Raw genomic sequence first — 13,177 nt, 5'->3', positions numbered from 1 at the left:
ATTTCCTGGCAACCCCTCACGCGCGTAATATTACCTCTTGGTGATATTGCTGGCATCCGGCAGCGCTGCTAGACATCGGGGGCCCAATATCGGGCTTATCGTTTTGGACATTTGATAGATGCGTATTCTTTTGAAACTCGCCGTTGCTTCCGTTTTCGCAACTTCCGTCATTCCCGCCGTCGCACAGGCAGAAGATCTTGTCTTCACGCTCAAGAACGGCACGAAATCGGTGCTGACGAATTTCTACGCCTCGCCGGTTGGCGTTGACCAGTGGGAAGACGACATCTTCGGCCGCGACACGCTGGGCGCAGGCGAAAGCATGCAGATCACCATCGCCGATGGCCGCAGCGTCTGCGAATACGACATGCGCTTCGAATTCGAGGAAGGCTCAGACCTCGACACCACCGAGGACAAGCAGAACCTCTGCGAACTCGGCGAATACACGATCCACGAATAGGGCTGGCTTCGAGCAAGCCCCGGGCTGGTCACGCCGCGAACAGATTCGGCACCTTTTGCGCCGAACCCCGAATAGAGTGGCTATCGGCAATGCACGCCGCAGGAACGCCGAAGAAAACTGCACCGGGCCGGAAGCAACCGGCCCGTCTGCCACAAAATGGTGATTGGTACCTGATTGCCGCTGCCGCTATAGCGGCCCTGCACATTGTGGAGCGGCATTGAATGGCATTGGACGTCGGTTATCTCAGCGCATTGGGGGCGGGCGCCCTGTCGTTCCTGTCGCCTTGCGTGCTGCCGCTGGTGCCGCCTTACCTCTGCTACATGGCGGGCGTTTCGGTCGACGACTTCCGGGCCGAGGGCGGGGCCGCAACCGTTTCCCGCGCCCGCGGCGCGCTTTTGACCGCGTCGGCCTGCTTCGTGCTCGGTTTTTCCACCGTCTTCGTGGCGCTGGGTGCTGGCGCCTCGACGATCGGGCAGCTGTTGCGAACCTGGCAGGAACCGCTGGCGATGGCGGCTGGCGTGCTGATCATCCTGATGGGCCTCAATTTCCTCGGCATCCTGCGCATTCCGCTGTTTTCGCGCGAGGCGCGCTTCCAGTCGCAAGGCAAGCCGGCGAGCAATCTCGCCGCCTATCTGATGGGCCTAGCCTTTGCCTTTGGCTGGACGCCGTGCATCGGACCGGTGCTGGGGCCGATCCTGACGCTGGCCGGCGGCCGCGAGACGGTGGGAGAGGGCGCTGCCCTGCTGGCTGTCTATTCGCTCGGCCTTGGCATTCCGTTCCTGATCGCGGCGCTGTTTTCGGGCGCTTTCATGCGGTTCCTGCAGAAGTTCCGCGTCCATCTCGGCAAGGTCGAAAAGGCCATCGGTGCGCTTCTGGTGGTTGCAGGCGTGCTGTTCCTGACCGGTGGCGTGCAGACCGCATCCTACTGGTTGCTGGAGCGCTTTCCGGTGCTCGGCCAGCTCGGCTAGCTCCAAAAACGTCCAGATAGCCTGTGCATTGGAGGCGATTGCCAGCAATGCTAGAAAGGCGGGCGAATCCCGCCGCTTCTTGCCAATCCGGACGACGCCATGACCTCGAGAACCTGCCTGTCGATCATCCTTGCCGCCGGCGAGGGCACTCGGATGAAGAGCGCGACACCCAAGGTGCTGCACCAGATTGCCAATCTGCCGATGGTGGCGCATGTCGCCAGGGCCGCCGAGGGCGCAGGCGCCGACGCAGTCGCGCTGGTGGTGGGGCATGGCGGCGACGCGGTGAAGAAGGCAGCGGAGGCGTTCGCGCCGAAGGCGGATGCATTCGTCCAGGCTGAGCGGTTGGGTACGGCTCATGCGGTGCTGGCGGCACGGGCGGCGATCGCCAAGGGCCATGACGACATTCTGGTAATGTTCGGCGACACGCCGCTGGTCGAGGCCGATTCGCTTGCCTTGGCGCGTCAGAAGCTTGCCGAGGGGGCTGCCGTGGTCGTCATCGGCTTCCGGCCGCCGAACCCGGCAGGTTATGGCCGCCTGTTGGAAAAGGATGGGCGCCTGGTCGCCATTCGCGAGGACAAGGATTGCACCGACGAAGAACGCAAGATCGGATTCTGCAATGCCGGGCTGATGGCAATTGCGGGCAAGGATGCGCTGAGGCTGCTCGATCAAGTCGGCAATTCAAACGCCAAGGGCGAGTTTTACCTTACCGACATCGTCGAGATCGCCGACAAGGCCAGTCTCATGGTTGTTGCCACCGAGGCGAGCTTCGAAAGCGTGCTTGGCATCAACAACCGGGCGGAACTCGCCGAAGCCGAGGCGATCTGGCAAAAGCGCCGCCGCCGGCAGGCCATGCTCGACGGTGCGACGCTGATTGCGCCCGAAACCGTCTATTTTTCGCATGATACGGAGATCGGCGCCGACGTGCTGGTCGAGCCGAACGTCTGGTTCGGTCCTGACGTGAAGGTTGCCGACGGCGCCGTCATCCATGCGTTCAGCCATCTCGAAGGCGCCGATGTCGGCCCCCGTGCCGAGGTCGGGCCATATGCCCGGCTGCGCCCGGGTGCGGAGCTGCATGAGAAAGCCAAGGTCGGCAATTTCTGCGAGGTCAAGAAGGCGACGGTCGAGAAGGGCGCCAAGATCAACCACCTGACCTATATCGGCGATGCGCGCGTCGGCGTCGGCGCCAACATCGGCGCGGGCACGATCACCTGCAATTATGACGGCTACTCGAAGTTCTTCACCGATATCGGCGAGGGCGCATTCATCGGCTCGAACTCGTCGCTGGTGGCGCCGATTGTCATCGGGGCCGGCGCCTATGTCGCCTCGGGCAGCGTCATAACAGAGGAAGTGCCCGGGGATGCACTGGCCTTTGGTCGGGCGCGCCAGAAGACCTTGCCGGGCAAGGGCAAGGAATTGCGCGAACGCTTCGCCTCTGCCGCCGCTGCGAAAAAGGCGGGTGCAAAGTAACGGCATTTCAATTCTGCCGTGCCATGGATGGTCCTTCTTGCCCGGTCGGGCGGCTGATACGTTGCGAAACGGAATGTGACTTCCGCTTGGCTACTGTGCTGCCTAAAAGGCCGACAGGGTTTTGAGGGATTGGACGGGGCAAAATCATGTGCGGAATCGTTGGTATCGTCGGCCAGACGCCGGTTGCGCCGCTGATCGTGGATGCGCTGAAGCGGCTGGAATACCGCGGTTATGATTCCGCCGGTGTCGCCACGATTGAGAATGGCGAACTGGCGCGCCGCCGCGCCGAGGGCAAGCTTGTCAATCTCGAGCGCCGGCTCAAGGCCGAGCCGCTGGATGGCAATATCGGCATCGGCCATACGCGCTGGGCAACGCACGGCGTGCCGAACGAGACCAATGCGCACCCGCATTTTTCCAACGGCGTGGCGATCGTCCACAATGGCATCATCGAGAATTTTGCCGAGTTGCGTCAGGAACTCATGGCCGATGGCTATGAGTTCACGTCGCAGACCGACACCGAGGTCGTGGCGCATCTGATTGCGCGTGAACTGGCGCGTGGCACCAAGCCTATTGATGCAGCGCATGCGGCGCTGAAGCGCCTCAACGGCGCCTTCGCGCTCGCCATCATGTTCAAGGGCGACGAGGACCTGATCGTCGGCGCCCGCAATGGGCCACCGCTGGCTGTCGGCCATGGCGAGGGCGAGATGTTCTTGGGCTCGGATGCGATTGCGCTTGCGCCCTTCACCAACTCGGTCACTTACCTTGAAGACGGCGACTGGGCGGTGGTGCGCCGCAACGAATTCCAGATCTACACGATGGATCGTGTGCCGGTGGAGCGCCAGCGGCGCCAGTCGGTCGGCACAAGCTATCTCGTCGACAAGGGCAATCACCGCCATTTCATGGAAAAGGAAATCCATGAGCAGCCGGAGGTGATCTCGCACACGCTGGCGCACTATCTCGACTTCACGCAAGGGACGTCGAAGCCGCTCGACTTGCCGTTCAACTTCGCCGACATCGACCGCCTCGCGGTTTCGGCCTGCGGTACGGCCTATCTTGCCGGGCTCGTCGGCAAATACTGGTTCGAGCGCCACGCACGGCTGCCGGTCGACATCGATGTCGCCTCGGAGTTCCGCTACCGCGAGATGCCGATCTCTAGGAAGAGCGCAGCGTTCTTCGTCTCGCAGTCGGGTGAAACCGCCGACACGCTGGCCTCGCTGCGCTACTGCCGTAAGGAAGGCGTGCCGATCGGCGCGATCGTCAACGTGCGCGAGTCGACGATGGCGCGCGAATCCGACGTCGTGATGCCGACGCTTGCCGGCCCCGAGATCGGCGTTGCCTCGACCAAGGCCTTCACCTGTCAGCTTTCGGTGCTGGCGGCGTTGACCATACGGGCGGCCTCGCAACGCGGGACGATTACGGCGGAAGAAGAAAAGGCGTTGGTACGCAGCCTGTCGGAGACGCCGCGCTATGCTGCCCAGGTGCTCAAGCTCGACAAGCAGATAGAGAAGGTTTCGCGTGAGCTGGCTTCCTACAAGCACGTGCTCTATCTCGGCCGCGACACCAATTTCCCGCTCGCCATGGAAGGCGCGCTCAAGCTCAAGGAAATCTCCTACATTCATGCCGAGGGTTATGCCGCCGGCGAGCTCAAGCACGGCCCGATCGCACTGATCGATGAGAACATGCCTGTCATCGTCATCGCTCCACATGACCGCATCTTTGAAAAGACCGTGTCGAACATGCAGGAAGTGGCGGCCCGCGGCGGCAAGATCATCCTGATCACCGACCAGAAGGGTGCCGCGCAGGCGACGGTGAAGACACTCGAGACCATCGTGTTGCCCGACGTGCCGGAGTTCATCGCGCCGATCATCTATGCCCTGCCGATCCAGATGCTGGCCTATTTCACGGCCGTGTTCATGGGTACCGACGTCGACCAGCCGCGCAACCTGGCAAAGTCGGTGACAGTGGAGTAGGGCCGACACCCCCTACCAAGATCTGTGTTCCAAAGCGTCGCGCGCTTGACTAATGTTGCGCTGCAAACGGTGCGGCGGTGAACGATGTCGGATGGCCACAAGACTTCTGGGATGACGCGGCTGAGGAACTATTTCCTCACCGGTTTCATCGTCTGCGCGCCGCTGGTGCTGACCATCTATATCGTCTGGTCGTTCATCGGCTGGGCCGACTCCTGGGTAAAGCCGTATATTCCGGCGAGCTACAATCCCGATACCTATCTGTCGATTCGGGTGCCGGGTTTCGGCCTGATCGTCGCCCTGGTGATGATCACGCTGATCGGTTTCCTGACGGCCAACTTCATCGGACGCGCCATCGTCGGATTCGGCGAGCGGCTCCTGAACAGGACCCCGCTGGTGCGCGGCCTGTACAAGACGCTGAAGCAGCTGTTCGAGACCGCGCTGTCGAATAAGAGCGACATGTTCCGGACCGTCGGCATGGTCGAATATCCGCGCAAGGGTGTCTGGTCGATCGTTTTTGTCGGCAATGAAAAGCGGACGGAGATCAACGACAAGCTCGACAAGGAAGGCGACCCGCTGATTGCGGTGTTCATGCCGTGCACGCCCAATCCGACCACGGGATTCCTGATGTATGTGCATCGCTCCGAGGTCGTGCTGCTCGACATGAGCATCGAGGACGGCGCCAAGCTGATCGTCTCGGCTGGCCTTGTGGTGCCAGAACCGGCGCCGGGCGCAGCAGCCAAGAGCAAGGCGATCGAAGGGCCCATCGGCAACCCTCCTGCCGGCGCGCTGCCTCAGCCGGCCCTCAGCAAGCGCACGGCCTCGTCCCTGCCGAACACGTAAAGCAGCAGGCGCAACGCTTCCCCGCGTGGCGACACGAGCTCTGGATCACGAGCAAGGATCAGGCGCGCGTCGTCGCGGGCGATTTCCAGGAGGTCGGCGTGCGCTTCGATGCGCGCGATCTGAAAGCCCGGCGTGCCGGACTGGCGCGTGCCCAGCAACTCGCCTTCGCCGCGCAGTTTGAGGTCTTCCTCTGCGATGAGGAAGCCGTCCTCGGTTTCACGCATGACCGACAGCCGGCGCTTGGCGGTTTCGCCAAGCGGATCCTTGTAGAGCAGCACGCAGGAAGATGGTTTCAAACCGCGGCCGACGCGACCGCGCAACTGGTGCAACTGGGCGAGGCCGAAGCGCTCGGCGTGCTCGATGACGATGATGGTGGCGTCGGGCACGTCGACGCCGACCTCGATGACGGTGGTGGCGATCAGCACACGCGTTTCGCCCTCCTTGAAGGCGCGCATGGCCTCGTCCTTCTCCGCGCCCTTCATCCGGCCATGAACGAGGCCGATACGTTGGCCGAAGACCGGCTGCAGCGAGGCGAAACGATCCTCGGCAGACATCAGCTTGATCTCTTCGGATTCCTCGACCAGCGGGCAGATCCAATAGACCTTCTGGCCTTCGGCGACGGCGTCGCGCATGCGGCCGACGAGTTCCTCCAAGCGCTCGAGCGGCATGGTGACAGTGCGGATCGGCTGTCGGCCGGCCGGCTTTTCGGTCAGGCGCGACACATCCATGTCGCCGAAGGCGGTGAGCACCAGCGTGCGTGGGATCGGCGTCGCGGTCATGACCAGCATGTCGGGCGCCTGGCCCTTGGCGTTCATGGCAAGGCGCTGGTGCACGCCGAAGCGGTGCTGTTCATCGATGACGGCCAGCGCCATGTCGCGGAAGGTGACTGTATCCTGGAACAAGGCGTGGGTGCCGATTACGATGTCGATCTCGCCGCTTTCGAGCCCCGCCAGCGTCTGGGCGCGGTCGCGGCCCTTTTCGCGGCCGGTCAGGATCGCCACGCGCATGCCGACTCGTTCGGCCAAGGGCGCGATTGTCGCCAGATGCTGGCGGGCAAGGATTTCCGTCGGCGCCATCAGTGCCGCCTGGCCTCCCGCCTCGACGGCTCGAGCCATGGCCAGAAGTGCGACCACCGTCTTGCCCGAGCCGACGTCGCCCTGAAGCAGGCGCAGCATGCGTTCGGGTTTGGCGAGGTCGGCATCGATCTCTTCCAGGGCGGCCTGTTGCGAGCCGGTCAGTTGATAAGGCAGTGCCGCGCGGAGTGCGTTGACGAGGCGGCCGTCGCCAGTCAGTGGCCGGCCATGCAGCTTGCGCACGCGGGCGCGGACGAGGGCGAGCGACACCTGGCCGGCAAGCAACTCGTCATAGGCGAGGCGGCGCCAGGCGGCATTTTCGGGCGAGGCGTCGATCGGATCAGCAGGATTGTGGACGCGTTGCAGCGACGCCGCGAAAGCGGGAAAACTCTGCCGGCGTATGACATCGCCGTCGAGCCACTCAGGCATCTCAGGCACCCGTTCGAGCGACTGGCCGATGGCGCGGCGCAGCACCTTGGCCGACAGGCCCGCCGTCAGCGGATAGACAGGTTCGACCAGCGGCAGCTTGTCGGCTTCGCTGGCAAGCGCGATGTGGTCGGGATGAACCATCGAGGGGCGGCCGTTGAACCACTCCATGCGGCCCGAGACGATGACTTTCTCGCCCTCGGGCATCGCCTTTTCGAGATAGGCGGCATGCGCATGGAAGAAGGTCAGCGTGATCTCACCTGTGTCGTCATGCGCAAAGACGCGGTAGGGCGCCGAGCGGTTGCCGCGCGGCGCCGGCTGGTGGCGGTCGATGCGGACCTCCAGCGTGACGATGGCACCTTCCGCGGCGAGCGCGATACCAGGTCGGTTGCGGCGGTCGATGACGCTGTTGGGCAATATGAAAGCGAGGTCGCCGACGCGGGCGGACCGGTCGCCGAGATCGGCAGGCACGACCTTTTCGATCAGCACGGCAACCTTAGGTCCGATGCCGGTGAGCGAAGTGATGGGGGAGAACAGGGGATCGAGAAGGGATGGACGCATCGTGTCAGCTTATGCGCTGCTGCAGCCCGGGCAAAGGCTGACATGGCCGGCTATCCACGCTATATGCGCCTCGACATCAGAGGATTGCTGACATGACCGGATCGACACGCTCGAGCGAAGGGCTTGATACGCGCAGGCGCAAGCTTTTGTTCCGCTCCTGGCATCGCGGCATGCGCGAGATGGACCTGATCCTCGGCAGTTTCGCCGACGCCAATATCGACAGGCTGAGCGATGCGGAGCTCGACCTCTACGAGGTGCTGCTCGACATCACCGACAAGGAGCTGCTGTCGTGGATCATCGGCGAACATCCGGTGCCGGCTGAAGTCGACCATGACGTCTACCGCCAGATCGTGGCATCGCGCGGCGCGTTCACAGCCTGAGTGAAATCATGAGCCTGACCAAAGCAATCGGCCTGCCCAAGGGTCGCGCCGGACAGTTCATCGTCGACGGCGTCGCCGACGGCTATGAGGCCTTCGCGCTCGCCATCGCCGCCGCCGAGACGGCGCCTGACAAGCCGCTGCTGTTTGTCGCGCGCGACGGACAGCGGCTGCCGCAGATCGTCGAAGCGCTGGCTTTCGTCGCGCCCGACCTGCCGGTGCTCGAACTGCCGGCCTGGGACTGCTTGCCCTACGACCGCGTGTCGCCGGGGTCGGATACGGCAGCGCGCCGGCTCGATGCGCTGGCGGCGATAATCGCATTGAGGAAAGAGCCGCATCGGGCGATCGTGCTGACGACGGCCAATGCGCTTCTGCAGCGCATGCCGCCGTCGGCTGCGCTCGAAGCGCAGGAATTCCGCGCCAAGCCGGGCAACCAGGTCGAGATGAACCAACTGGTGGCGCGGCTCGAACGGGCTGGCTTCGAGCGCGTGCCGACGGTGCGCGGCGTCGGTGAATTCGCCGTGCGTGGCGGCATCCTCGACCTATATGCGCCGGGTGCCGCCGATGCGCTGCGCCTCGACTTCTTCGGCGACACGCTGGAGACGATCCGTGCCTTCGACGTCGCCAGCCAGCGCACGACGGGCAGCCGCAATCAGGTGGTACTGCAGGCGATGAGCGAGGTGGCGCTGACGCCGGAGACGATCAGCAAGTTCCGCCGCAGTTACATCGAAGCCTTTGGCGCGCCGTCGCGCGACGATGCTCTGTACGCCGCGGTCAGCGAAGGCAGGCGCTTTGCCGGCATGGAGCACTGGCTGCCGTTCTATTATTCGCATCTCGAAACGATCTTTGACTACCTGCCCGACGCGCCTGTGGTGTTCGACCATCTGGCGCGCGAGGCTTTGGGCGAGCGCCATGCGCTGATCCTTGATCACTACGAGGCCCGCCGCAAGCAGGGCGAGGGCAAGGGGCTCAAAGATGCCGTGCCCTACAAGCCTGTGGTGCCAGATCAGATGTATCTGTCGCCCGAAGAGGTGTTCACCGCGCTCGCCGACCAGGTCAATGCTGAGCTTACGCCGTTCGACACGCCGTTTTCGAGCGGACGCAAGGTGCTGCATGCCGGTTCGCATGCCGGCCGCAGCTTTGCCGAGGAGCGCGCCGACCCGAACGCCAACGTCTTCGACGTGGTGGCCCGGCACATCGCCGACCAGCGGGCGGCCAAGCGCCGCGTCATTGTCGCCGGCTGGACCGAAGGCTCGCTCGACCGGCTGACGCAGATCCTCGACGAGCACCAACTCGGCAACCTCAAGCGTGTGGCGAACATGGCCGAGGTCGAAGCGCTGAAGCCGGGCGAGGCGGGCCTCGCGGTGCTGCCGATCGAGGCCGGCTTCGAGTCAGGCGACCTCGTCGTCGTTGCCGAGCAAGACATTCTCGGCGACCGGCTGATCCGGCGCTCGAAGAAGCGCAAGCGCGCTGCCGACTTCATCGCCGAGGCAGCGTCGCTGTCGTCGGGCGACATCGTCGTCCACGCCGACCACGGCATCGGCCGCTTTGTCGGCCTCAAGACAATCGAGGCGGCCGGTGCGCCGCATGACTGCCTTGAAATCCATTATGCCTCCGACGGCCGCCTGTTCCTGCCGGTCGAAAACATCGAGCTTCTGTCGCGCTATGGCTCGGACTCAGCCGAGGCCCCGCTCGACAAGCTCGGCGGCGGCGCCTGGCAGTCGCGCAAGGCCAAGCTCAAGCGGCGCCTGCTGGAGATGGCCGGGCAACTGATCAAGCTTGCCGCCGAACGGCATATGCGCGAAGCACCCGCGATGAACCCGCCTGATGGCGTCTATGGCGAATTCGCGGCGCGGTTCCCCTATGAGGAGACCGACGACCAGCAGAGCGCCATCGATTCAGTGATGGAGGACCTGGGTGCCGGCAAGCCGATGGACCGCCTGATCTGCGGCGACGTCGGCTTTGGAAAAACCGAGGTTGCCCTCCGCGCGGCCTTTATTGCCGCGATGGAAGGTTTCCAGGTGGCGGTCGTGGTGCCGACGACCTTGTTGTCGCGCCAACATTTCAAGACCTTCTCGCAGCGTTTCGCCGGCCTGCCGGTCAAGGTGCGGCAGGCCTCCAGGCTTGTCGGCAGCAAGGAACTTGCCGAGACCAAGCAAGGCATATCAGACGGTACTGTCGACATCGTCGTCGGCACACATGCACTGCTCGGCTCGTCGATACAGTTCAAGAACCTCGGCCTGCTGATCATCGACGAGGAGCAGCATTTTGGCGTCAAGCACAAGGAGCGGCTCAAGGAGCTGAAGAGCGACGTGCACGTGCTGACGTTGTCGGCGACGCCGATCCCGCGCACGCTGCAGCTGGCGCTGACCGGTGTGCGCGAGTTGTCGCTGATCGCCACGCCGCCGGTTGACCGCATGGCGGTGCGCAGCTTCATCTCGCCCTTCGACCCATTGGTCATCCGCGAGACGCTGCTGCGCGAGCGCTATCGCGGCGGCCACAGCTTCTATGTCGTGCCGCGCATCGCCGATCTCGCCGAAATTCATCAGTTCCTGCAGGAATCGGTGCCTGAATTGAAGGTGGCGGTGGCGCATGGCCAGATGCCGCCAGGCGAGCTCGACGACATCATGAACGCCTTCTATGACGGCCAGTACGACGTGCTGCTGTCGACGACCATCGTCGAATCGGGCCTAGACATTCCGACCGCAAATACGCTGATCGTGCACCGCGCCGACATGTTCGGCTTGGCGCAGCTCTATCAGCTGCGTGGGCGCGTCGGGCGCTCTAAGGTGCGCGCCTATGCGTTGTTCACGCTGCCCGCCAACCGGACGCTGACTGCCACCGCCGACCGCAGGCTCAAGGTGCTGCAGTCGCTCGATACTCTGGGCGCCGGCTTCCAGCTCGCCAGCCACGACCTCGACATCCGTGGCGCCGGCAACCTCCTCGGCGAGGAGCAGTCGGGCCACATCAAGGAAGTCGGCTTCGAGCTCTACCAGCAGATGCTGGAAGAGGCAGTGGCCGAGCTGCGCGGCAGCGGTGAGGCGATCGACACCGGCTGGTCGCCGCTGATCGCTGTCGGCACGGCTGTCATGATCCCGGAAGGCTATGTGCCCGACCTGCAGCTCAGACTGGCGCTCTACCGTCGACTTGGCGATCTCGAAAACACCGAGGAGATCGACGGTTTTGGCGCCGAGCTCATCGACCGCTTCGGGCCGTTGCCGGAGGAGGTCAAGCACCTGCTCAAGATCGTCTTCATCAAGGCTTTGTGCCGCAAGGCCAATGTCGAAAAGCTGGATGCCGGGCCGAAGGGCGCGGTGGTGCAGTTCCGCAAGAAGGAGTTTGCCAATCCGGCGGGTCTGGTGCGCTACATCGCCGAGCAGGGTTCGCTGGCCAAGATCAGGCCGGATCACTCGGTGGTGTTCGCCCGCGACTGGCCGAACCCTGAAAAGCGCCTGGCCGGCTCGGCCGTCATCATGACGCAACTGGCGAAGTTGGCCGAACAGGCGGCTTGAGACGCCGTGCGCCTGGGATGGGGACCGGCATCGCCAGTGGCGCGATGCCGGAGCAGCCGCTGGATTGGATCAGGTGTCCGTAAGGCGCAACGTCATGTTCCAGCGGTCCAACCCTGGCGCGAAACCATCGGGCGTGACTCTCGAGGCGGTGAAGCCGAACTTCTCATAGAAGCCATGGGTGTGTTGGCTGGTTTCCAGGATCAGTTCTGCGATGCCAGGGATAGCGCGTGCCTGCGCCAATCTGGCCTGCGTCAGTCTGGTCCCCAGACCCTGTCCGTGAAACACCCTGTCGACCATTCCCCATGCCAAGCTGGCGCGCTTGCGTTCTGGCTCGACTGCCAGCCCGCCAGAGGCGATGACCGACCCATTGCGTGTGAGCACCAGATAGGGCCAACCTTCGGTATCGATGCTTTCCAGAAATTGGCAAAAGTCCGCGCGCTCTTCCGGTGCAAAGAAGGTCGGCACGTTGCTGTCGAATATCGCCAGACAGGCGGCAAAGTCTTCAGCCACGTTGGGCCGGGACGTTATGTCTTTCATTGCGGAAATTGCCTCGAACGATCGCGGTTACTTGCGTAGCCCAAATTGCTGTTTCTGGCCAAGAGTGGCCTGAGCAGGCGAGGGGTGTCACGCTCACGCGTCGTCGCGAATTCACACAAGGCCCTTGGCCGCTCCATGCCGTGGCGTCCATGAAGCCATTAATCCCCGATGTCGGCCCCAATGGGCACTGACGCTCCATCGCTGGCACTGCTTATCGCCAACACCAAAAAAGCCCCGATCGCCGGAGCGAAGGGGGCTTTGGATACATTGTATCACACCGACCGGCGCAGCGGCCGGGCGGGCTTAGTTGAGCGTCGGCTCGCCGGCAGCCTTTTCGGCTGCCACCTGCCGAATGGCATCGGCAAGGGTGGCCGAGTCCTGGGCGCCCATGACCGCGTATTTGCCGTCGAGCAGGAAGCAGGGCACGCCTGTGATCCCCATGCGCGAGGCGGTGACGATCTCGTTGGTGACGTCGTCGCGGTCGGCGTCGGTGGCGAGCAGCGATTCGACGACCGCCGTATCCATGCCGGCTTCACGCGCTGCTTCGACCAGCACGGCGTGGTCACCGATGTTCTTGCCCTGCTCGAAATAGAGGCTGAACAGCAAACGCGCGAGCTTGTCCTGCACGCCGTCTCCCGAAGCCGCTGCCCAGCGGATGAGGCGGTGGGCGTCGAGCGTGTTCGGCGCAACCGTGATGGCGTCGAAGTCGAACGAGATCCCTTCGACAGCACCCAGCGAGACCAGATTGGCGTGGACCTGTTTCAACCGGTTCTCGTCCGAGAATTTCGCCAGCATGTAGGCCTTGCGTTCCTTGCCCTCGGGCGGGATCGTCGGGTCGAGCTGGAACGGGCGCCAATGCACCTCGGCCTTGATGTCGGGCAGGCTGACGAGCGCGTTTTCGAGGCGCTTCATGCCAAGAAAACACCATGGGCAGACAACATCCGAGACGACGTCGATGGTGATCCGGTTCTGTTCAGTCATGGAAAAGT

Annotated in this window: 10 protein-coding genes; 7 read left to right on the top strand and 3 right to left on the bottom strand. The window is 63.7% G+C overall.

Features of this window, described 5'->3' with window-relative positions; genetic code table 11:
- Window positions 1-118 precede the first annotated feature (118 nt).
- The 5 genes from IG197_RS01690 (at window position 119) to IG197_RS01670 (ending at window position 5,702) form a co-directional block, all read left to right on the top strand.
- Window positions 119-457 carry a hypothetical protein gene (locus IG197_RS01690; RefSeq protein WP_067962214.1) on the top strand — a complete coding sequence of 113 codons (339 nt, stop codon included), beginning with the start codon at window positions 119-121 and terminating at the stop codon, window positions 455-457.
- 221 nt (window positions 458-678) lie between these two features.
- The gene (locus IG197_RS01685) at window positions 679-1,425 is read left to right on the top strand and encodes a cytochrome c biogenesis CcdA family protein (protein WP_067962212.1); all 747 of its coding nucleotides are present in this window, start codon (window positions 679-681) and stop codon (window positions 1,423-1,425) included.
- A gap of 99 nt (window positions 1,426-1,524) precedes the next feature.
- Window positions 1,525-2,892 carry a bifunctional UDP-N-acetylglucosamine diphosphorylase/glucosamine-1-phosphate N-acetyltransferase GlmU gene (gene glmU, locus IG197_RS01680; protein ID WP_067962210.1) on the top strand — a complete coding sequence of 456 codons (1,368 nt, stop codon included), beginning with the start codon at window positions 1,525-1,527 and terminating at the stop codon, window positions 2,890-2,892.
- A gap of 146 nt (window positions 2,893-3,038) precedes the next feature.
- Window positions 3,039-4,862: a glutamine--fructose-6-phosphate transaminase (isomerizing) gene (gene glmS, locus IG197_RS01675; RefSeq protein WP_067962207.1), complete on the top strand. Its 1,824-nt coding sequence runs from the start codon at window positions 3,039-3,041 to the stop codon at window positions 4,860-4,862.
- Between the two features lie 84 nt (window positions 4,863-4,946).
- Complete coding sequence (locus tag IG197_RS01670) at window positions 4,947-5,702, top strand: DUF502 domain-containing protein (protein WP_067962205.1); 756 nt, start codon at window positions 4,947-4,949, stop codon at window positions 5,700-5,702.
- Here IG197_RS01670 and recG read toward each other — a convergent pair.
- Window positions 5,654-7,762: an ATP-dependent DNA helicase RecG gene (gene recG, locus IG197_RS01665; RefSeq protein WP_154387377.1), complete on the bottom strand. Its 2,109-nt coding sequence runs from the start codon at window positions 7,760-7,762 to the stop codon at window positions 5,654-5,656. The genes IG197_RS01670 and recG overlap by 49 nt on opposite strands.
- Window positions 7,763-7,854: 92 nt before the next feature.
- On the opposite strand from recG, the gene IG197_RS01660 reads away from it, so the two are divergent.
- Both IG197_RS01660 and mfd read left to right on the top strand, forming a co-directional pair.
- A complete protein-coding gene (locus IG197_RS01660; RefSeq protein ID WP_192316561.1) occupies window positions 7,855-8,142 on the top strand; it encodes a succinate dehydrogenase assembly factor 2 in 288 nt (95 codons plus the stop codon).
- 8 nt (window positions 8,143-8,150) lie between these two features.
- On the top strand, window positions 8,151-11,651 hold the full coding sequence (gene mfd, locus IG197_RS01655) for a transcription-repair coupling factor (RefSeq protein WP_192316559.1): 3,501 nt from the start codon (window positions 8,151-8,153) through the stop codon (window positions 11,649-11,651).
- Window positions 11,652-11,720: 69 nt separating this feature from the next.
- Here the strand turns inward: mfd and IG197_RS01650 are convergent, their stop codons facing one another.
- The gene (locus tag IG197_RS01650; RefSeq protein ID WP_192316557.1) at window positions 11,721-12,188 is read right to left on the bottom strand and encodes a GNAT family N-acetyltransferase; all 468 of its coding nucleotides are present in this window, start codon (window positions 12,186-12,188) and stop codon (window positions 11,721-11,723) included.
- Between the two features lie 303 nt (window positions 12,189-12,491).
- Window positions 12,492-13,169: a DsbA family oxidoreductase gene (locus IG197_RS01645; RefSeq protein WP_192316555.1), complete on the bottom strand. Its 678-nt coding sequence runs from the start codon at window positions 13,167-13,169 to the stop codon at window positions 12,492-12,494.
- Window positions 13,170-13,177: the final 8 nt, after the last annotated feature.

The sequence above is a fragment of the Aminobacter sp. SR38 genome (assembly GCF_014843375.1).
Taxonomy (GTDB): domain Bacteria; phylum Pseudomonadota; class Alphaproteobacteria; order Rhizobiales; family Rhizobiaceae; genus Aminobacter; species Aminobacter ciceronei.
This window is presented reverse-complemented; position numbering and strand designations above follow the sequence as displayed.

Bases quoted from the DNA above. Each gene is read 5' to 3' on its own strand.
- glmS (WP_067962207.1), top strand. From the start codon at position 3,039: ATGTGCGGAATCGTTGGTATCGTCGGCCAGACGCCGGTTGCGCCGCTG.
- IG197_RS01660 (WP_192316561.1), top strand. From the start codon at position 7,855: ATGACCGGATCGACACGCTCGAGCGAAGGGCTTGATACGCGCAGGCGC.
- mfd (WP_192316559.1), top strand. From the start codon at position 8,151: ATGAGCCTGACCAAAGCAATCGGCCTGCCCAAGGGTCGCGCCGGACAG.
- recG (WP_154387377.1), bottom strand. From the start codon at position 7,762: ATGCGTCCATCCCTTCTCGATCCCCTGTTCTCCCCCATCACTTCGCTC.
- glmU (WP_067962210.1), top strand. From the start codon at position 1,525: ATGACCTCGAGAACCTGCCTGTCGATCATCCTTGCCGCCGGCGAGGGC.
- IG197_RS01645 (WP_192316555.1), bottom strand. From the start codon at position 13,169: ATGACTGAACAGAACCGGATCACCATCGACGTCGTCTCGGATGTTGTC.
- IG197_RS01650 (WP_192316557.1), bottom strand. From the start codon at position 12,188: ATGAAAGACATAACGTCCCGGCCCAACGTGGCTGAAGACTTTGCCGCC.
- IG197_RS01690 (WP_067962214.1), top strand. From the start codon at position 119: ATGCGTATTCTTTTGAAACTCGCCGTTGCTTCCGTTTTCGCAACTTCC.
- IG197_RS01670 (WP_067962205.1), top strand. From the start codon at position 4,947: ATGTCGGATGGCCACAAGACTTCTGGGATGACGCGGCTGAGGAACTAT.
- IG197_RS01685 (WP_067962212.1), top strand. From the start codon at position 679: ATGGCATTGGACGTCGGTTATCTCAGCGCATTGGGGGCGGGCGCCCTG.